This is a genomic window from Pannonibacter sp. I15F10I1 (assembly GCF_900185665.1).
Taxonomy (GTDB): Bacteria; Pseudomonadota; Alphaproteobacteria; order Rhizobiales; family Stappiaceae; genus Pannonibacter; species Pannonibacter indicus.
Window position 1 is genome coordinate 58,213 of record NZ_FYAN01000029.1, and the last position, 18,437, is coordinate 76,649.

The 18,437-nt window shown below is 64.3% G+C and carries 17 protein-coding genes; 7 read left to right on the plus strand and 10 right to left on the minus strand.

Features of this window, described 5'->3' with window-relative positions; genetic code table 11:
* Nucleotides 1-64: 64 nt before the first annotated feature.
* The gene (locus IF10I1_RS21135; RefSeq protein ID WP_186415260.1) at nt 65-751 is read right to left on the minus strand and encodes a glycosyltransferase; all 687 of its coding nucleotides are present in this window, start codon (nt 749-751) and stop codon (nt 65-67) included.
* Nucleotides 752-857: 106 nt separating this feature from the next.
* On the opposite strand from IF10I1_RS21135, the gene IF10I1_RS21140 reads away from it, so the two are divergent.
* Together IF10I1_RS21140 and IF10I1_RS21145 are read left to right on the plus strand one after the other, a co-directional pair.
* On the plus strand, nt 858-1,982 hold the full coding sequence (locus tag IF10I1_RS21140; protein ID WP_186415261.1) for a PA0069 family radical SAM protein: 1,125 nt from the start codon (nt 858-860) through the stop codon (nt 1,980-1,982).
* A gap of 60 nt (nt 1,983-2,042) precedes the next feature.
* The gene (locus tag IF10I1_RS21145) at nt 2,043-2,693 is read left to right on the plus strand and encodes a ribonuclease HII (RefSeq protein WP_122521103.1); all 651 of its coding nucleotides are present in this window, start codon (nt 2,043-2,045) and stop codon (nt 2,691-2,693) included.
* A gap of 69 nt (nt 2,694-2,762) precedes the next feature.
* Here the strand turns inward: IF10I1_RS21145 and IF10I1_RS21150 are convergent, their stop codons facing one another.
* The 8 genes from IF10I1_RS21150 to IF10I1_RS21185 form a co-directional block, all read right to left on the minus strand.
* Nucleotides 2,763-3,242 carry an ATP F0F1 synthase subunit B gene (locus tag IF10I1_RS21150; RefSeq protein ID WP_094462342.1) on the minus strand — a complete coding sequence of 160 codons (480 nt, stop codon included), beginning with the start codon at nt 3,240-3,242 and terminating at the stop codon, nt 2,763-2,765.
* An 11-nt stretch (nt 3,243-3,253) separates the two neighbouring features.
* A complete protein-coding gene (locus IF10I1_RS21155; protein WP_094462343.1) occupies nt 3,254-3,811 on the minus strand; it encodes a F0F1 ATP synthase subunit B in 558 nt (185 codons plus the stop codon).
* Between the two features lie 79 nt (nt 3,812-3,890).
* The gene (locus tag IF10I1_RS21160; protein WP_019963171.1) at nt 3,891-4,118 is read right to left on the minus strand and encodes a F0F1 ATP synthase subunit C; all 228 of its coding nucleotides are present in this window, start codon (nt 4,116-4,118) and stop codon (nt 3,891-3,893) included.
* 69 nt (nt 4,119-4,187) lie between these two features.
* Nucleotides 4,188-4,937: a F0F1 ATP synthase subunit A gene (locus tag IF10I1_RS21165; protein WP_019963172.1), complete on the minus strand. Its 750-nt coding sequence runs from the start codon at nt 4,935-4,937 to the stop codon at nt 4,188-4,190.
* Between the two features lie 76 nt (nt 4,938-5,013).
* Entirely contained in the window at nt 5,014-5,442 is a 429-nt protein-coding gene (locus IF10I1_RS21170; RefSeq protein WP_122519391.1) for an AtpZ/AtpI family protein, read from the minus strand.
* Between the two features lie 206 nt (nt 5,443-5,648).
* Nucleotides 5,649-9,113 (minus strand): chromosome segregation protein SMC, encoded by a 3,465-nt coding sequence (smc, locus tag IF10I1_RS21175; RefSeq protein WP_186393152.1) that lies wholly within the window; start codon nt 9,111-9,113, stop codon nt 5,649-5,651.
* Nucleotides 9,114-9,732: 619 nt separating this feature from the next.
* Complete coding sequence (locus IF10I1_RS21180; protein WP_058897860.1) at nt 9,733-10,374, minus strand: DsbA family protein; 642 nt, start codon at nt 10,372-10,374, stop codon at nt 9,733-9,735.
* A gap of 176 nt (nt 10,375-10,550) precedes the next feature.
* On the minus strand, nt 10,551-11,075 hold the full coding sequence (locus IF10I1_RS21185; RefSeq protein ID WP_081625950.1) for a DUF721 domain-containing protein: 525 nt from the start codon (nt 11,073-11,075) through the stop codon (nt 10,551-10,553).
* Nucleotides 11,076-11,267: 192 nt separating this feature from the next.
* Here IF10I1_RS21185 and mutY point away from each other — a divergent pair, with 192 nt between their 5' ends.
* From mutY to bfr, 3 genes are all read left to right on the plus strand, one after another.
* Nucleotides 11,268-12,365: an A/G-specific adenine glycosylase gene (mutY, locus tag IF10I1_RS21190; protein WP_186392061.1), complete on the plus strand. Its 1,098-nt coding sequence runs from the start codon at nt 11,268-11,270 to the stop codon at nt 12,363-12,365.
* A gap of 119 nt (nt 12,366-12,484) precedes the next feature.
* Nucleotides 12,485-13,030, plus strand: a complete 546-nt coding sequence (locus tag IF10I1_RS21195) for a 2OG-Fe(II) oxygenase (RefSeq protein ID WP_186392062.1) — start codon at nt 12,485-12,487, stop codon at nt 13,028-13,030.
* A gap of 122 nt (nt 13,031-13,152) precedes the next feature.
* On the plus strand, nt 13,153-13,641 hold the full coding sequence (bfr, locus tag IF10I1_RS21200; protein ID WP_019963179.1) for a bacterioferritin: 489 nt from the start codon (nt 13,153-13,155) through the stop codon (nt 13,639-13,641).
* Between the two features lie 369 nt (nt 13,642-14,010).
* Here the strand turns inward: bfr and IF10I1_RS21205 are convergent, their stop codons facing one another.
* Nucleotides 14,011-15,609 (minus strand): EAL domain-containing protein, encoded by a 1,599-nt coding sequence (locus tag IF10I1_RS21205; RefSeq protein ID WP_186392063.1) that lies wholly within the window; start codon nt 15,607-15,609, stop codon nt 14,011-14,013.
* A 280-nt stretch (nt 15,610-15,889) separates the two neighbouring features.
* Between IF10I1_RS21205 and IF10I1_RS21210 the strand changes: the two genes are divergently transcribed.
* Both IF10I1_RS21210 and IF10I1_RS21215 read left to right on the plus strand, forming a co-directional pair.
* On the plus strand, nt 15,890-16,537 hold the full coding sequence (locus tag IF10I1_RS21210) for a hypothetical protein (protein WP_123193620.1): 648 nt from the start codon (nt 15,890-15,892) through the stop codon (nt 16,535-16,537).
* Nucleotides 16,538-16,779: 242 nt separating this feature from the next.
* A complete protein-coding gene (locus tag IF10I1_RS21215; protein WP_058897865.1) occupies nt 16,780-18,210 on the plus strand; it encodes a sigma-54 dependent transcriptional regulator in 1,431 nt (476 codons plus the stop codon).
* Nucleotides 18,211-18,437: the final 227 nt, after the last annotated feature.

Here is an 18,437-nt window from a genome sequence, read left to right on the forward strand (position 1 = left end):
CTTCCCGGCAGGGCCACAGCTGCCTGACGGCACCGGGCACCTGGGAGGCGCAGAAACATCCCGGTCAGCCGTGCAGCCGTGCCGCAAGGGTTGGCGGCACGCGCAGCGCGGCAACGGCCATGCGCGCAGCGGCGCGGCGAAGGCCCGTCCGCGCCTCCCCGCCCGGCATCCCGGCAATGGCGCTGCTGCGCAGCAGGCGGATGCGGCTGCGGCCAATGCGGCGGACCAGATCGAAATCCGCCATCCCGGCCAGATCCCGATGGCCGCCCAGCTCCTCGTAGAACCTGCGTGAAATCAGCAGCCCCTGATCCGCGTTCGGCATCGCCAGGATCCGGCTGCGCAGCATCGCGCCGAACTCGGACAGACGCGCCCCGAAGCCGAAGGCATCCAGCTTCAGCCGGAAAGCGGCTGCGCAGCGGTTCGCCTGACCGGAGCGTTCCACCCGCTCAATGAATGTCTGCACATCCTGATGCCAGCCGTGTTCCAGCACGGTGGAGGCATTGAGAAACAGCAGCCAGGGGGACTTGCGCGCCAGCGCCGCTCCGTGCGCAAAACGTGCGCCCTCCCCCTTCGCCAGCACCTCGAACTCGCAACCGGCCGCATCCGCCACCTTGTGCGTGGCATCGGACGAGCCGCCATCCACAACCAGAACCTCGCGCACGAGGCCATCCGCCGCGCCCGGCACAAGGGCCGTCAGCGCATGCGCCAGCTGGGCTTCATTGTCATGTGTGGCAAGGACAACACTGATCATGAAACGGGTTGTAGCGCCTTTTCGGGGGTCTGGCGAGAGAGGCCTTGCCCGGCTTGCATTTTCAGCTAATGTTCTGCTTATGTTCTCATTGGAGAGTCGCTGAAGCATGGCGCGGATTGATCAGACGGAACAGGACACCCGGGAAGCTGCCATGGCCGCATTGCGCCTCGATGAGGATCTGCGGCGCGGGCGCGGGGCCGCGCTCAACATGCCGGGCCGCTTCGAGCGCCAGCAGCGCGAAGGCTTTGACGATGGCTGGGAGACGCCGGACGATCTGCCGCCGCTGAAGACCACGGTGCAGGAAGAGAAGGCCCGCACCATCATCACGCGCAATTCCTCGCCCGACATTTCCTTTGACCGCTCGATCAACCCCTACCGGGGCTGCGAGCATGGCTGCATCTACTGCTTTGCCCGGCCCAGTCATGCCTTCATGGGCCTCTCCCCCGGCCTCGACTTCGAGACACGGCTCTTTGCCAAGCCCAATTCAGCCGAACTGCTGGAGCGGGAACTGGCACGGCCCGGTTATCAGGTGCGCACCATCGCCATCGGCACCAACACGGACCCCTACCAGCCCATCGAGCGGCGCTACAAGCTGATGCGGGAGATCCTGACGGTGCTGGAGACCTACAATCACCCGGTCGCCATCGTCACCAAATCGGCGCTGGTGCTGCGCGATGCGGACATCCTGTCGCGCATGGCGGAGAAGGGTCTGGCCAAGGTGGCGCTGTCCATCACCTCGCTCGACAAGGACCTGGTGCGCACGCTGGAGCCCCGCGCCAGCGCCCCGCACCGGCGTCTTGGCGCGCTGAAGGGGCTGTCGGAAGCGGGCATCCCGGCTTCCGTGATGATGGCGCCGGTGATCCCGGCCCTCACGGACAGCGAGATCGAGGCGCTGCTGGAAGCCGCCGCAGAGCATGGCGCCACCGAGGCCGGTTACATCCTGCTGCGCCTGCCGCTGGAGGTGTCCGAACTGTTCCGCGACTGGCTGCTGCGCAACCGGCCGGACCGCTACCGCCATGTGATGAACATCCTGCGCTCGATGCGCGGCGGCAAGGACTATGACGCCGAATGGGGCCAGCGGATGCGCGGGCTCGGCCCCTATGCCCAGCAGATCGGCCAACGCTTCAGCCTCGCCTGCAAGCGGCTGGGGCTGAACCAACGGCGCAAGAAGCTGAACACGGAGCTTTTCACCCCGCCGCAGGTGGGCGGCGTGCAGCTCTCCCTGTTCTGATCTGGGACGTTACTGGTCCTTGCTCTTGCATTGCGGCCGGGAATCATCACGATCCGCTCCATGAGCAAGGCCCCCTCCCTTTTTGATCTGCGATTCGGCGACACACTGGATGCCGCGCTGGAAGCCGGACATGCCGCAGGCCTCCGCGGCGCACTGTGTGGCGTGGACGAGGCCGGGCGCGGACCGTGGGCCGGGCCGGTCGTCACCGCTGCCGTGATCCTCGACTACTCAAACCTGCCGGTGGGCCTGAACGATTCCAAGAAGCTCACCGAGAGCCGGCGCAATGCCCTCTATGACGAGATCTGTGCCACGGCTTTCGTCAGCGTTGCCAGCAGTTCGGCCGCCACAATCGACCGGATGAACATCCGTGCCGCAACGCTGGACGCCATGCGCCGGGCCGTGGCGGGTCTCTCCCGGAAAGCTGGCTATGTCCTGGTGGATGGCCGCGATGTGCCGCCGGGGCTCGGGGTGGACGGGCAGGCGCTGATCAAGGGCGACGGGCGGTGCCTTGCCATTGCTGCGGCATCCATCGTTGCCAAGGTCACCCGTGACCGGATGATGGAACGGGCGGACGGGCTTTTTCCCGGCTATGGCTTTGCCGTGCACAAGGGCTATGGCGTACCGGCCCATGCCGCTGCCCTAACGGTGCTCGGCCCCTGCCCCCTGCACCGCATGTCATTCCGGCCCGTGGCTGCAGCCGTGCGGGACTGAGCTTCACCTTACCCAACAAAAAAGCGGCCCGCAGGGGCCGCTTTCATGAGATCAGTGATCCGGCAGGCTTCAGTTGAGGCCAGCCTTGACCTGCTCGATGCTCTTGGCCGTCAGACCCTCGGCAACGGAACCCGTCACCTTGGCCACCAGCATGCTTTCAGCAGCGGCGACCGCCAGATCAGCAGCCTTTGCCTTCACTTCCGCGATGGCATGGGCTTCGGCCTGGGCAATCTTGTCTTCGGCAGACTTGGTGCGCCGGGCAATCAGCTCTTCCAGAGACCGGGTGGTCTCCAGCGTCAGCTGCTCTGCCTCTGCACGGGCCTCAGCCACGATTGCTTCAGCTTCCGCTTCCGCCTCATGACGGCGGCGCTGATAGTCGGCCAGAAGCGCCTGAGCTTCTTCACGAAGCTTGCGGGCTTCTTCCAGATCCGTGCGGATCTTGGTTGCGCGGCTGTCAAGCGCTGCCGTGATCTTGGCCGGAACACCGAGCCAGGCGATCAGGACAAAGAACAGGATCAGGCCGACCAGTGCCCAGAATGATGCATCCATGACCGGTCTCCTTACTTCGCCGCAGACTGAACGGCAGCGTCTGCTTCAGCCTTGGCCGGAGCCACACCGATCAGAGCTTCCACCAGGGCGGAAGATGTCTCGCTGGCGATTTCACCAACCTGGGCCAGAGCCTTGTCCTTGATGGACGAGATATGCGCATCGGCCTCTGCCAGCTTGGCCGCAAGGCCCTGCTCGGCGGTGGCGCGGCGTGCATCCGTCTCAGCCTTGAGCTTTTCACGGGTGTCCTGTGCAATGCCGCGTGCACGGGCACGGGCTTCGGACAGGGCCTGCTCGTAAGCGGCAATGGCTTCGTCGGTCTCCCGCTTCAGGCGCTCGGCTTCCGACAGATCGCCCGCGATGCGGTCGTGACGGTCCTCGAGAATGCCAGCGATGCGCGGCAGAGCCACATTCTTCATGATCCAGTAGAAGACCAGGAAGGTGACGAACAGCCAGAACAGCTGCGAGACAAAATGAGTCGGGTCGAACGGCGGGAAACCTGCCCCGTGTTCTGCCGCCGGAACGTCCAGGATAACCTGCCCGTCCACAGTAGTATGGGTTTCGCCTGCCATTATCGCCTCCAGATACCGGGAAGGCGGCGCAGGTGCGCCGCCCCCGGTCTCATTCGTTCCAATACGCCGTTAGGGACGATTAGACGGCGAACAGGAGCAGAAGGGCGATCAGCAGCGAGAAGATGCCCAGAGCTTCGGTCACGGCGAAGCCGAACACCAGACGGCCGAACTGGCCATCAGCAGCGGACGGGTTGCGCAGGGCGCCCGACAGGAAGTTGGAGAAGATGTTACCCAGAGCCAGGGCGACGAGGCCCATGCCGAGAGCGGCGATACCAGCGCCAATGAACTTTGCTGCTTCTGCTTCCATGACACGTGCTCCTAATTGACGTTTGTCAGCGTTGTCAGGCGGCCTTTGCGGCCACATGAGTTGGTGAGTTTAGTGAGACGGATGAAGGGCGTCGTTGAGGTACATGCAGGTCAGCAGCGTGAACACATACGCCTGCAGGAACGCAACGAGGAACTCCAGTGCCGTCAGCGCCACCGTCATCCCGAGCGGGAGGACGGCCCCGAACATGCCAGCTGCACCCATGGCGCTCATGCTGACAACGAACCCGGCGAACACCTTGAGGGTGATATGGCCCGCCAGCATGTTCGCGAAAAGACGAACCGAGAGGCTGATCGGGCGGGAGAGGAACGAGATCACTTCGATCGGCGCAACAAGCGGCACCAGTGCGCCCGGCACACCAGCCGGAACGAAGAGGTGCAGGAAGTGCAGGCCGTGACGGGCGAAGCCGTAGATCGTGACCGTCAGGATCACGAGCAGCGCCAGGGCGAAGGTCACGATGATCTGGCTGGTGATCGTGTAGAAATACGGGAACATGCCGAGCAGGTTCGCGACCAGCACGAACATGAACAGCGAGAACACCAGCGGGAAGAAGCGCATGCCTTCCGTTCCGGCGCCGTTGCGCAGCATCCCGGCCACGAACTCGTAGCTGAGTTCAGCCATGGACTGCCAGCGGGACGGGATCAGGCCGCGGCTGGAAGACGAGAAAATCAGGAACGCCGCAGCGGTAATGACCGTCACCACCATGAACAGGGCGGAATTGGTGAAGGACAGATCGATACCGCCGACCTCGATCGGGACGAGCGTCTTGATATGAAACTGATGGATCGGATCGTTCGCCACCGGTCAACCTTCGTTCTATCGTTCACAAAGCGCTGTTTGCGCGGGCTCTTAGTCGTCGCACCGCCGTCACGTCAAGTCACTTTCGGGGAGAATCCTGCGAAGACTCGTCAGAATCTTCATCTTTCCCACCCGGTGTGACCGGCTTGCGCCAGGCCTCCCCCTGCTCAGGCACCACTCCGGCCGACCTGAGCACATTGAGAATCCCCGCACCGAACCCCAGCAGAATGAAAACGACAAGCCCGAGGGGCATCGTTCCCAGCCACTGATCCAGGAGCCAGCCAATCATGCCGCCCGCCACGATCCCGGCAATGAACTCCGAAGAGAGCTTCATTGCCTGTGCCATGCCGGCCGTCGAACTGCGGCTCGCCTTTGCCTCTGCGCGTATTTCGCTTTGGCGGCGCTCTTCCAGCAGCTGATTGAGCTTCTCCCGTCGAGACGACAGGTCAGCTTCGGAAATTTCAGAGGATCCTTCTTTGGCATCCCCTTGTTGCGGCGAACGGTCCATAGGCCCCTCACATTCAACAAAGGAAACGCCGGTCCTCCGTCGCCCCCTTAAGCCGGGCGCACAATAGTCGGCACCACCTGCCCTGTCAAGAACATGGGTTAGGAATTCAACTTATTGAAACAATTGAATTTTCTGGTTCTGTGAACAAGTTCCAGCACGACTTTTCCGCCCCGTTTGCCCTTGCCTTGCCACAGTTCGGTGCTGCGTCATACCGCGTCGCGGAATCGCTCTGCCGTTTCAAGGTCCACGGACACCAGCTGCGACACCCCACGCTCGGCCATGGTGACGCCGAACAGCCGGTTCATCCGTGCCATGGTGATCGGGTTGTGAGTGATCACCACGAAGCGGGTTTCCGTACGTCTCGCCATTTCTTCCAGGAGGTCGCAGTAGCGCTCCACGTTGGCATCGTCCAGCGGCGCATCCACTTCGTCGAGCACGCAAATCGGCGCCGGATTGGTGAGAAACACGGCAAAAATCAGTGCCATGGCCGTCAGCGCCTGCTCCCCGCCGGACAGCAGCGTCATGGTCTGCGGCTTCTTGCCCGGCGGGCGGGCGACGATTTCAAGGCCGGCATCCAGCGGATCATCACTGTCCACCAGCTGCAGTTCCGCCGTGCCGCCGCCGAAGAGATGGGTGAACAGCCGCTGGAAATGGCCGTTGACGATCTCGAAGGAGGCCAGCAGGCGCTCGCGCGCCTCGCGGTTGAGGTTGGAGATGCCGGTCCGCAGGCGCTTGATGGCCTCGATCAGATCATCACGCTCGCGCGCAAGTGTCTCGCGCTGTGTGTCGATTTCCGCCAGCTCATCATCGGCGCGCAGGTTCACCCCGCCCAGCCGCTCTCGCTCGGCCTTGAGCCGTTCCAGCTTGCGCTCCATGCTTTCCGGGTCCGGCAGCGGTGCGCCTTCGGTGAAGCCTGCCAGTTCGGGCAGCTGGATCAGCGGCACATCCAGCGCCTCGGAGATGCGGCCGATGACCGTCTCCACACGCTCGCGGGCAGCAGCAACACGCTCTTCAGCACGCACATGGCCCTCGCGGGCGCGGAACAGCACCTCCTGCGCCTCCCGCGCCATGCGGTCCACGTCCGATAGGGAGGCCTCGGCCTTCACAAGTGTGTCATCCGCCTCCTGCTTGGCAGCTTCCGCCTTGGCAATCGCGCTGAAAAGGTCGCGGCGGCGGATTTCGATGTCCTCCGGCGCCTCGATCAGCTCCTGCCGCTCGTCCTCCGCCTCGCCCATGCGGGCGCGCAGGGTTTCGATCTGGGAGGCGGCATTGGCGGCGCGGCTGCGCCAGCTTTCATGCTCGCGGGCAATCGCCTCCAGCCGCCGGTCGCGCATCTGCTTTTCACGGGCGATACCATCGGCCATCACCCGCGCTTCGGACAGGGCGCTGCGGGCTGCGGCCAGCTGGGTGTGAAGCTGATGGATTTCCTCCGTCAGTCCACCCGAATCGGGCAGCTCCTCCAGCCGTTCAGCCGCTTCCTCGACTCGTTCGGCAGCTTCTTCGGCTTCGGCAGACAGGCGCCGGGCCAGATCCTCTGCCCCTTGCAGGCGCAGCGCCAGCTGGGAGAGCACCCGCTCTGCCGCCATCAAGGCCTCACGAGCCTCGCTCAGGGCTTTCTGATGATCGCGCAGCTGCTGGCGTGCCGCCTGCTCCCGGTCTGCTGCCTGCTGCACGCGGGAAGAAGCCGCCTCCAGCGCCTCGCGGGCGGTCTCCACCCGTTCTCCGGCAATGCCGATTTCACCGGCCAGCGCCGCCAGACGGTTGCGCTGCGCCAGCCGCTGGGCAGCGGGTGTCGGGGCATCAGCGGCAACGGTAAAGCCATCCCAGCGCCACAGGTGCCCCTCTCGGGAGACAAGCCTCTGGCCGGGCTTCAGCAGCGCCTGAAGACGCGGTCCATCTTCCGCCGCAACGATGCCGATCTGCGCCAGACGGCGGCGCAACTCGGCGGGAGCCTCCACGTCTGACGCCAGCGGGCTTGCGCCGGATGGCAGGGGAGAATCACCAGCCGCCGTACTTTCCGCCGTTCCGGACCAGCGCACGGGCGCGCCCTCGTCCAGCGAGGCTTCCAGATCATCACCCAGTGCTGCACCCAGCGCCGTTTCTAGGCCGGGCTTCACGGTCATGCGGTCCACCACGGGCGCATGCGCCCCGGCGGCCACCATGTTGAGCACGCTTTCCAGCGTGCGCGCTTCGGTTTCCAGCCGCTGCAACACGCGCTCGGCCTCGGCCTGCGGTGCACGGGCGCCCTGCTCCGCCTCGCGGGCGTTGCGGGTATCCTGCTCCGCCGTCTCCAGCCGCTCCTCGGCCTCCAGAACGGCAGCTTCGCACAGCTCCACCTCTTCGGCGCGCCCGGCAACGCCGTCGGCGGCATCCATCTCGGCCCGCAGCGCCTCATACATGCGCGAAGCGTCCGCGGACTGGGAGCGCAAGCGCTCGGCCTTGCCCCGCGCTTCATCCAGCGTGCGCTGCATCTGCTGGCGCTGCGCTGTCACCCGCGCTTCAGCGGCGGTCTTCTCGTTCAGAACCTCTTCGAGATCACGCACCTTGCTGCCCGCGTCCTCGACGCGCTCTGCAGCCAGTTCGGCGCGTTCGGCGGCGGTTTCGCCCTCTTCCAGCAGTTCGGCCCGCTCTTCGGCCAGCCGTTCCAGAACCTCGCTGTTTTCCTCGATCATCCGCTCTTCGCGGGCAAGGTCTTCCGCCAGCTGCACAAGGCGGCGGTTGAGGTCCACCAGCTTTTCGCGCACGCGCCGGTCTTCGGCATCCAGCTCGTTGCGAGCGATGACAAGCCGCTGCAAGGCAGCCCCGGCGCGTGCGGCTGCATCGCGGATCTCCGGCAGGCGGTGGGCCGCAATGGCCTGCGTCTTGGCGGCCTCTGTCTGTGCTTCCGCAGCAGCCACCACCTCGGCACGCGAGGCAGTGAACATGCGGTCCGCCTCTTCCAGACCTTCACGGGCCTCATTCAGGCGCAAGTAAAGGATTGCAGCTTCCGCTGAGCGGATCTCGGCAGACAGGTTGCGGTAGCGCGAGGCCTGCCGGGACTGGCGGCGCAGGCTGTCGAGCTGGCCGTCGATCTGCACCAGCACGTCTTCCAGACGTTCGAGATTCTGCTCCGCTGCCCGCAGCCGGATTTCCGCCTCGTTGCGGCGGCTGTGCAGACCCGAGATGCCGGCCGCCTCTTCCAGGATCTGGCGGCGGGAGGTGGGCTTGGCCGAGATCAGCTCACCGATCTGCCCCTGCCGCACCATGGCGGGAGAGCGGGCGCCGGTGGAGGCATCGGCAAACAGCAGCTGCACGTCACGGGCGCGCACATCGCGCGAGTTGATGCGGTAGACGGACCCTGCCTCACGCTCGATGCGGCGGCTCACTTCCAGCATGTCGCTGTCGTTGAAGCCGGTGGGCGCCTTGCGGTCGGCATTGTCGAGGAACAGCGTCACTTCCGCCGTATTGCGGGCCGGACGGTTGAGGCTTCCGGAGAAGATCACATCGTCCATGCCGGAGGCACGCATGTTCTTGTAGGAGTTTTCCCCCATCACCCAGCGCAGCGCCTCGACAAGATTGGACTTGCCGCAGCCATTGGGGCCGACAACGCCGGTCAGCCCGTCGCCGATGACGAATTCCATCGGCTCGACGAAGGATTTGAACCCGGCCACGCGCAGCTTGTTGAACTTCACGCCGCGCCTCCAACGGTGAGGAGGAGGGAACGATTGTTCTGATGGCAAGGCAGCTCCGCCCCCCTCCCCCAACGTGGGGAGGGGTAAGGGGGGGGGGGCTGTGAGCCTGCTTGTGTCCGGGAGGCACCGCGATTTCTCAAGCGAACTGTCAGGCCGCTGTTTTCCAGAACAGAAAAGCAGCGGAGCATCGAAATGCCGAGCCCCCCACCCCCAGCCCCTCCCCACAAGGGGGAGGGGGGCGAAGAGACAGCCGCAAAGCCGTGGTCACGCAACATCACCGCCCCAGCCAGGGCACGGCTATCCCGCACCGGCCAAACGGCCGGGCAGGCAGAAGCCATTACCCTGTCGAGCATTTCTGTCACGCGCATGCGCCCCCGGAAAGATGCCGCCCGCCCCAGGAGGCCGGATGGCTGCAGGACACGGCTCCCCAGCCATGCCCTTTGGCGCAGACTCCGGCTGACGAGAGGGGCTCTTGTCAAGGAAAAGCCGCTTCTGACCGCCCGGATCAAACCGCCAATTGCGGGAATAGCGGGGAAAACGGCAATAAAACGCCCCGCCGCAGACCGGCTGCGGCGGGGCGGAAGCTCAACTGGAGCCTTGCTCAACTGGCCCCTTGGGCTCAGAGGTGCTTTTCGATGACCTTGGCAAACTCGTCGAAGGAGGACGCGCCGACAATACGCTCGCCGTTGACGAAGAAGGTCGGGGTCGAATTGACACCGAATTCCTTGGAGGCCCGCTCCTGCACGGCGGTGATGCCATCGAGAAGCTGCTGGTTGCCGAGGCATGCCTCGAAGCTTTCCTGCGTGAAGCCGAGCTGCTTGGAGAAATTCAGCATGGCGTTATAGGGGTCCTGCGTGAAAGCCCAGCTGCGCTGATCGGCGAACATGGCCGAGAGGACGTCGAAATACTTGTCCTGCGGCGCGCAGCGGGCCAGCATGAAGCCGCCGGAAGCGACGGGATCCAGCGGGAACTCGCGCATGATCATCTTGGCCTTGCCCGTGTCGATATACTGCTTCTTCAGCTCGGGCAGGGTGTTCTTGTGGAAGTTGGCGCAATGGCCACAGGTCAGGGACGCGTATTCGATGATGGTCACCGGCGCATCTTCGTTGCCGATCACCATGTCACCGAGGGGGCCCGGCTCCATCAGCTTCGCAACATCTGCCGATTGGGCAAAGGCCGGGACGGAGGTTGCCAGGGCGGCGGCAAAGGTGGTTGCGGCGGCGCTGGCCAGAAGCTGTCTGCGGGTAAGGTTCACGATCATATCCTGCCTGATACTGTTTGGCGGTCGCAGTCATGTGCCCGCTTGCAAGGGACACGTCAACCGGACAGTGCAATTGTGGCAGCAGTGGGAAACACACGTGTCCGTGATATCGAAAGCCTGCCGCAGCGGCAGAAAACCGCATGGCAAGCGGTGTTTTGTCCTGTTGAAGGCTCTACTCAGCTGCCGGAGGAGCGGGCGATGACCTGCTTGCCAAGGGTCTCCAGCGCCTGGCGCAGGCCCTTGTGCTCCAGCCCGTCAAGCTTGGCATCCAGCTTCTTCTGCTCGTCATCCGTCAGGGCGCGCAGGGCGGGCCGCTGCTTCTTCACCGGCACGGTCACCGGCTTCTGGACGATACGGATGCGGCCTATTGCAGCCCAGCCGAAATAGGCGTTGATGCGCTCCAGCACGATGGGCATGTCATGGGTCAGCATAAGGGCCGTTGCACCATCGGTGTTGACCACGAGCGTTGCAGGCTCCGGCACGCCCGAGCCATCCCGGTCCGGCGTGCGCGGCCAGATCAGCCGTTCGGGCCGCACCCTTTCGCCGTAGCGATCGCCCACGATGTCCGGCCAGCTGGCCACCAGATCAGCCGAGGCAAAGCCGCGCTTGCGGAAGACGGGCTCCATCGCCTTGCCGATCAGATCGGCAAGCGGGCGCGACTGCACCCGTCCCTGTCTGCCTGATCCGCCCAAGCTGCTCATCGGTCTGCCCAATTCCTTCTGCGGCCGGCGCATTGCGCCTGCATGTGCCTGTCAAACTCCTCCTTGCAGTTTGCGCCGAAATCAAGACCAGCCTCTTAACGCCAGAATGGCGGGGCATTTTCACCCGCTTTTCCCCAGCTGCCGCACAGGGCAAGCCTTGATTTACCGCCGCTCCCGGCCAAGCTTTGCGCCATGGACGCATCATCTCCGCCCCTTCTGCAGGATCAGGCCACCGCTCAGCGCGCGCAAGAGCTTCTGGCCTGGTACGACTGCCACGCCCGTGCCCTGCCCTGGCGCGTGCCTCCGCATGAGCGGGCGGTGGGCGTTGTCCCGGATCCCTACAGGGTGTGGCTGTCGGAGATCATGCTGCAGCAGACCACCGTTGCCGCCGTGAAGGACTATTTCCTCGCCTTCACCGCCAAGTGGCCGAAGGTCACGGATCTGGCAAACGCCGAGACCGATGACGTGATGAAGGCATGGGCCGGGCTCGGCTATTACTCCCGCGCCCGCAACCTCAAGGCCTGCGCCGAAAGGATCGCCTTTGAGCTTGGCGGCCGTTTTCCCGAGACCGAGGAAGGCCTGAAGGCGCTGCCCGGCATCGGGCCCTATACGGCGGCAGCCATCGCCGCCATCGCCTTTGACCAGCGCGCTGCCGTGGTGGACGGCAATGTGGAGCGGGTGTTGTCGCGGCTGCATCTGATCGAAGAGCCGCTGCCCGGCGCAAAGCCCGCCATCCGTGCGGCGATGGATGCGCTGACCCCTGAAAAAAGGCCGGGCGACTTTGCGCAGGCCGTGATGGATCTGGGCGCCACCATCTGCACCCCGCGCCGCCCCGCCTGTGCCCTGTGCCCCTGGAGCGCGCCTTGCGAGGGCCGCCGTCAGGGCATCGCCGACACCCTGCCCCGCAAGGCGGCCAAGGCGGAAAAGCCGACGCGGCGGGGCGCAGCCTTCGTCATGCTGCGGGATGGCGACGGCGCCCTCGCCCTGCGCAAGCGTCCGCCCAAGGGGCTTCTTGGCGGCATGGCCGAAGTGCCCGGCACGGTCTGGAGCACGGATTTTGCCGAAGAGACGGCGCTTTCAGCCGCCCCCGTCAAGGCCCGCTGGCACCAGCATCTGGGCGTTGCCACCCACACCTTCACCCACTTCCATCTGGAGGTGACCGTCTACAGCGCCACATTGCCTGCCGGCACGCCCCTGCCCGAAGGCTGCTGGTGGTCAGAACCGGGCGATGTGGAGGGCGAAGCCCTGCCGATCGTGATGCGTAAGATCATCTCGCACGCCCGCCGGTGAGCCCCTGCGAACGCGGCTATTTTCCCTTATCAATCAAGGCTTTGCGATTCCTCTTGCTTTTTCCATGCCGTCAGGATTGATCGCGCACCATTTCGCGTCGATCAGAAAGTCATCGGCACATGTTCAAGCATACTGTGAAGGACGTTTTCACCCCTGCCGAATGCGCAGAGATCATAGCCCTCGCCGAGAATGCGGAGATGACGGACGGGGGCTTGGTCGGCGGTGTGCAGCACACCATCCGCCGCGCACGCATCTCCTGGCTCGATGATCAAGGCAGTGCTGCCTTTGTCATGGACCGCATTCTTGCAACGGTCGCGGCCGCCAACCGCGAGGCCTTTCAGTTCGACATCACCGATTTCAAGGAGCGGCTGCAGGTCGCCGCTTATGACGAGACGGATGAAGGCCACTACGACTGGCATTCCGACATCGGCGACGGCCCCATCGCCCGCCAGCGCAAGCTCACCATCGTTGTTCAGCTGACACCGCCCGCGCTCTATGATGGCGGCAGCCTCGATCTTGATCTGGGCAGCACCAAATGGTCAGCACCGAGAGAACAGGGCTCTGCGACGCTTTTTGCCAGCTTCATGCTGCACCGGGTTACCCCGGTCTCACGCGGGCGGCGCTATTCACTGACCTGCTGGTGCCATGGGCCATCCTTCCGTTGACACCCATTGTGAAGATACCAACGGGAAAAATGAGGGACCTCAACCTGAGGGGCTGGACAGCCACTGTAGAATTATTCTAATGTAGATCCAGTTCAAACCTGCTGAATGAAGTGAGTCTCATCATGAAGGGCAATCCCAAGGTCATCGACTGCCTCAACGAGGCCCTGTTCCTCGAACTGGGCGCCATCAACCAGTATTGGCTGCATTACCGCCTGCTGGATGACTGGGGCTATACGCGCCTCGCCAAGAAGGAGCGCGCCGAGTCGATCGAAGAGATGCAGCATGCGGACAAGATCACGTCGCGCATCATCTTCCTGGAAGGCCATCCCAACATGCAGAAGCTGGCTCCCCTGCGGATTGGCCAGACCATCAAGGAAGTGCTCGAGTGTGACCTCGCCGGCGAATACGACGCCCGCACCTCCTACGCCAAGTCCCGCGAGATCTGCCGTGAGGAAGGCGACATCGTTTCCATGCAGCTGTTCGAAGAGCTGCTGAAGGACGAGGAAGGCCACATCGACTTCCTCGAAACCCAGCTTGAGCTGCTCGGCCGCATCGGCGAAGAGCGCTACGGCATGCTGCAGGCAGAACCGGCCAACGAAGTCGGCGAATAAGTATCAGGCCCCAAAGATCATTCAGAGATCCCAAGAAGCGCGCTGGCCCCGGCCGGCGCGCTTTTTTGTTTGGTGCAACAGGGCTACCGGCGGCCGGCACCACCTCTCCATCGTCTTCCCGGCCAAGCGTAGCGCGAGCCGGGACCGGTGAGCCAAGGTGCCTTTTTCCCGGTGTCAGTCCGATAAGCCTCGACTCACCGGCCCCGGATCTTCGCTTCGCTTTCGTCCGGGGTGACGACGGATGGATTTTCTATGTGATGGAGGGCTTCGGAGAGGCACCTATCCGCGGCTCACCCGCCAATCCGCCGCCATCTCAGCTTGCGCGCTTGCGCGGCAGCATCTCAGCTTGCGCGCTTACGCGGCAGCATCTCAGCTTGCGCGCTTGCGCGGCGCGGGTGCAGGCATGCCCTGGAGAACTTCGGCGCGGACGGGGCGTGGCGGGGAGAAGAGATGCCCCTGCGCCATGGAGACATCAAAGTCCAGAAGCTCCAGCACCTGCGATTCCGTCTCCACATGCGAGGCAATCAGCGTCATGCCGTAGCGGTGCAGCAGATTGCCGAAATCGCCCGGATGGATATGCCCGTGATCGGAGCTGCGGCGGCCAATGAGATAGTCCGCATGCAGCTTGGCATAGCGGAACCCGCGCTCGGCCAGTGACTTGAAGTCCATCTTCAGGTCATGGATCTGGTCGATGGAGAAATGGAAGCCGATCTCGGCGAGAGCGCCGAGGCTTTCCATCTCCACAACGCCCATCTGCGCCACATCGTCCTGCGTGAACTCGAGGATCAGCAGGTCGCTGAAGCTCTTGTTGTTGCGCACGAACTCCAGGAAGCCGGGAAAGAACGTCTCGTCCGCCAGCGAAATGGAGGAGACATTGCAGAACAGGGCTGCATCGCGGTTGCGTGTCGTCAGGCGGCGGATCACCTGCACGGAGCGGAACAGCAGCAGATTGTCGATGCGCGGGATGAGGCCCGAGCGGATCGCCTCCGGCAGGAAGACGGCCGGCTCCAGAACCTGGTCGTTGCCGTCTCTCAGGCGCGTGAAGGCTTCATAATATTTCACCCGGCGCTGCGGCAGGGTGACGATCGGCTGCAGGAACAGATCCACCCGGTTGGCATTCAGCGCCGAGCGGATCATCTCGCGCATGGCCGGATCGGCCTTTTGCGAAACCGGGGCCTGCGGCTGGAATGCCGGACGCGGCGGCTCCGGCTCGTTGCGGAAGCCGGGCTGCTCGAAACCGCCGAACACAGGCTCGATCCGCCCGCCGGGCATGTGCTCGGGCTGATGCTGATGCGGCTGATGCGGCGCGTGCTGCGGCTCCGGCTGGCGCTGCGGCTCGGGAGCGTGATGCCCCTGATGCTGCGGCTGATAGGCCGGCTGCTGCTGCGCGGCATAGGCCTGCGGCTGCTGGGGCGCGTCCTGATAATAAGGCTGCTGGGCGTAGGCCGGCTGCTGATACTGAGGCTGCTGGGGCGCAGCCAGCTGCGGCTGCATGTGCTGCGGCGCCTGCTCATAAGGCTGGCCATGATAGGCAAGGCCCTGCACGGGCGCCGGGCCGCCAATGGCGCGCTGGTCCTCGATGCGGGTTTCCATGTCGGACATGGCTTCCGCCATCTGCTTGACCAGCGTGCCCAGCACCTCGATCTCGGCAAACAACGGATCGATTTCCTCGCGGGTGCGGCGCGGAATGGTGTGCTCGACGCCCGTCAGGCGGCCTTCGAGATTGTTGACGTCCTCATCCAGCTCCAGCAGCCGGTCTTCCAGACGCTCGACAACGTCGCTGACTTCGCCCCGGTCGCGGCCACGGCCCAGCACCACCTGCACCACGATCATGGTGCACATCAGCGCAAGCGACAGCGACAGCGCTTCCCCCGGCGGACGGCCAAACTGATAAACGAGCACAGCGGCGGCCGACAGGGCAATCACGCCCATACAGATCAGAATGATGATGGTCGCTAAACGCCCCATGCCTTTGGCCGCACTACCCCGAATCAATACTCTGTTAACGATTTTGCCCGAAAGCCGCTGTAGTTCCGACTCCGCAAACCCGCCTTTACGGGGAAAACTTTGCCTAGTTCTCATTAAAGCGCATTAATAATGGTTAACAGTGCGGCGCTGCGGCCTTCCTGCAACGCAACAACGGCCAGCCGCAAAAACCCTTGCAATTCGCTGCGAGAGCCATAGCCTTATCATCAGGGGCTGAAACGGGAGGCCCGCTATCTCTTGAACAAACGGGGAGATTGGCGGAGTGGAAGGACAGTCGGCCAGTGAACGGGAACCGGAAGCGCGCCTTGCCCGCGCAGGCGGTACCGTTCGGCCCGCATCCGGCACCGGCAACAGCTCGCAGCCAGCCGTCAACCGTGACCTCGTCCGCCTCGCCCTGCACAAGATCACCGGCAGTCCGGAGTTCTCGGCATCCCAGCAGCTGCGCCAGTTCCTGACCTTCGTGGTGGAGGCCTCCATCGCCGATCCGCCGGTCCCCCTGAAGGGCTACACCATCGCCACACAGGCACTGGGGCGGGACGACAGTTTCAACCCAGCCACAGACCCGATCGTCCGGGTGGAGGCGGCGAGACTGCGCAAGCGCCTTGAGGATTATTATGCGGGCACCGGACACAGCGATCCGGTGCGCATCATCATCCCCAGAGGCAGTTACCAGCCCGGCTTTCACCTCATGCCCGTGCCGGAATCCGGAACTGCCCCCGAAACGAAGCCGGAGGCAGGGTCAGAACCACCCTTCCCCGCCGATCCAGCGCTTACGCCTCCCACCTCTTCCGCAAAGTTGCTGGAAACACCGCAGGCGCGCAGCTTTCCGGCCGTTCTGCTGCGCCCGGCGGTGTTCTTTCCGCTGATGGCGATCGCCTTCGCCGCAGGTTACGCCGCCGCACACCTTTAGCCGGTTCCAGTCATGGAAGGCGCCATCCTGTGGTGTGGCTCTGGCCGAGGCCGCACGGCACCAGAGAAAATCCCGCAGAGAAATCAACCATGAAACCCTGAGCCCCCGGCCGATTGGATGGCCTTGCCGTCACTATTTACGAGGCTGACAACGCTTTGTTTACCACGTTTGCACAACACTCAGCCGACAGTTCAGACAAGACCTGCCTGAAGACATCTGACAAGAGCGGGAGTAACCCGGGGATGGGGAGCCTTCCGGACCTCACAAGGTCCATTCATGTGCGCGTTCTTGACGCAAGCCCGGCGGATGCAACCCGTGCAGCCACGGTCTGTGCGCGGCTGAGCGGTGCTGTTGCCGATCCGCTGGTCTATTCGGACCCGCGCCAGTGCCTCGATGCGCTGAGCGACGCTTCGGCCGATGTGCTGATCATCGACATCGAGACGGCCGGTGGAGACGAGGCGCTTGCCCGTTTTGCCGTGCGCAGCCCCGGTGCGATCATCATCGCCACCAGTTCCCACGGTTCCGTCACGCAGGCCATGAATGCCATGCGCGCCGGAGCACACGACTTCATCGCCAAGCCCTTCACGCTGGATGCCTTGATGAGCAAGGTGCAGGCCCAGCTCGACGGCCGCCGCCCGCAGCTTCAGCCCCAGTCCGCACGCCGGGACACCCCGGCCATGCGCCAGATGGATCCGGCCTCCCGCGCGCCCATCGGCCGCTTCACCGGCACATCACAGCTGATGACGGGCGTCTACAATCAGATCGGCCGCCTTGCGCCGTCTGATGCCCCGGTCTTCATCACGGGTGAATCCGGCACGGGCAAAAGCCTGTGTGCCGAAGCGATCCACGTTCTGTCCGGCCGGGCCGGCAACCGCTTTGTCTCTATCAACTGCGCCGGGCTTTCGGTGGAGCGGATCGACACGGAGCTGTTCGGTGATGGCAGCGAGGCCTATCCTGGCGCCACGGCACAGGCGGCCGGCGGCACCCTGTTCCTTGATGAGGTGAACGAGCTGGACCTGTCGCTTCAGGCCAAGCTTCTGCTGCTGCTTCAGGACAAGGGGCTGGCGAAGCCGGAGGATGGCGCGCCATCCAGCCTGCGCATCATGTGTTCTTCCAGCCGCGATCCTCTGGCGGAAGTCGCCACGGGCCGTCTGCGGGAAGACCTTTATTACCGGCTGAACGTGCTGCCCGTGCATCTGCCGCCCCTGCGCGAGCGCCGCGAGGACATCCTGCCGCTGGCACTGGAGTTCCTGACCCGCTTCGCCGGCGAGGACCGCAGATCCTTCCGCGGCTTTGATGCCGATGCGGAAGCGCGGCTTGAGGCTTATGCCTGGCCCGGCAACGTGCGCCAGCTGGAAAACACCATCCGGCAGATCGTGGTGATGAACAACGGCACGGCGGTCACCTATGACATGCTGCCGCATTTCATCCGGGAGGCCTCTGCCCGCGCCCGGCTGGGCAGTGATGAAGCCCGCGAGCGCCGCCGCCCCGCACGCGGCGCCCGGCCGCTGGCTGCCATAGAGCCCCTTTGGGCGCAGGAGCGGCGGATCATCGAAGATGCGCTGGATGCCTTTGACGGCAATATCGCACTGGCTGCTGCAGCGCTCGAGATCAGCCCCTCGACCATCTACCGCAAGAAGCAGTCCTGGTCGGAGCGCTCTGCCGCCATGTGAGTGCAGGCCGAGCGGCGCAAGCCCCCCGAAAGTCCGAAAACCCGAATCCTCCGGCCAATCAGCCGGAGGATTTTTTCGTTTGGTCCGGCATTGACAAGGCCCGCAGGCGCTCCTAAATCGGGGGCTGTTAGCACTCGCTGTTGAGGAGTGCTAACAAGACGCGGGGCAACCCGCGATCTCTCGAGCCATCAACATTATGGATTGCGTGCTGCTTCATATGGGGGCAC

Bases quoted from the DNA above. Each gene is read 5' to 3' on its own strand.
- IF10I1_RS21180 (WP_058897860.1), bottom strand. From the start codon at position 10,374: ATGATCGTGAACCTTACCCGCAGACAGCTTCTGGCCAGCGCCGCCGCA.
- IF10I1_RS21135 (WP_186415260.1), bottom strand. From the start codon at position 751: ATGATCAGTGTTGTCCTTGCCACACATGACAATGAAGCCCAGCTGGCG.
- IF10I1_RS21155 (WP_094462343.1), bottom strand. From the start codon at position 3,811: ATGGCAGGCGAAACCCATACTACTGTGGACGGGCAGGTTATCCTGGAC.
- IF10I1_RS21160 (WP_019963171.1), bottom strand. From the start codon at position 4,118: ATGGAAGCAGAAGCAGCAAAGTTCATTGGCGCTGGTATCGCCGCTCTC.
- IF10I1_RS21145 (WP_122521103.1), top strand. From the start codon at position 2,043: ATGAGCAAGGCCCCCTCCCTTTTTGATCTGCGATTCGGCGACACACTG.
- IF10I1_RS21150 (WP_094462342.1), bottom strand. From the start codon at position 3,242: ATGGATGCATCATTCTGGGCACTGGTCGGCCTGATCCTGTTCTTTGTC.
- IF10I1_RS21185 (WP_081625950.1), bottom strand. From the start codon at position 11,075: ATGAGCAGCTTGGGCGGATCAGGCAGACAGGGACGGGTGCAGTCGCGC.
- IF10I1_RS21215 (WP_058897865.1), top strand. From the start codon at position 16,780: ATGGGGAGCCTTCCGGACCTCACAAGGTCCATTCATGTGCGCGTTCTT.
- bfr (WP_019963179.1), top strand. From the start codon at position 13,153: ATGAAGGGCAATCCCAAGGTCATCGACTGCCTCAACGAGGCCCTGTTC.
- mutY (WP_186392061.1), top strand. From the start codon at position 11,268: ATGGACGCATCATCTCCGCCCCTTCTGCAGGATCAGGCCACCGCTCAG.
- IF10I1_RS21195 (WP_186392062.1), top strand. From the start codon at position 12,485: ATGTTCAAGCATACTGTGAAGGACGTTTTCACCCCTGCCGAATGCGCA.
- IF10I1_RS21205 (WP_186392063.1), bottom strand. From the start codon at position 15,609: ATGGGGCGTTTAGCGACCATCATCATTCTGATCTGTATGGGCGTGATT.
- IF10I1_RS21170 (WP_122519391.1), bottom strand. From the start codon at position 5,442: ATGGACCGTTCGCCGCAACAAGGGGATGCCAAAGAAGGATCCTCTGAA.
- IF10I1_RS21140 (WP_186415261.1), top strand. From the start codon at position 858: ATGGCGCGGATTGATCAGACGGAACAGGACACCCGGGAAGCTGCCATG.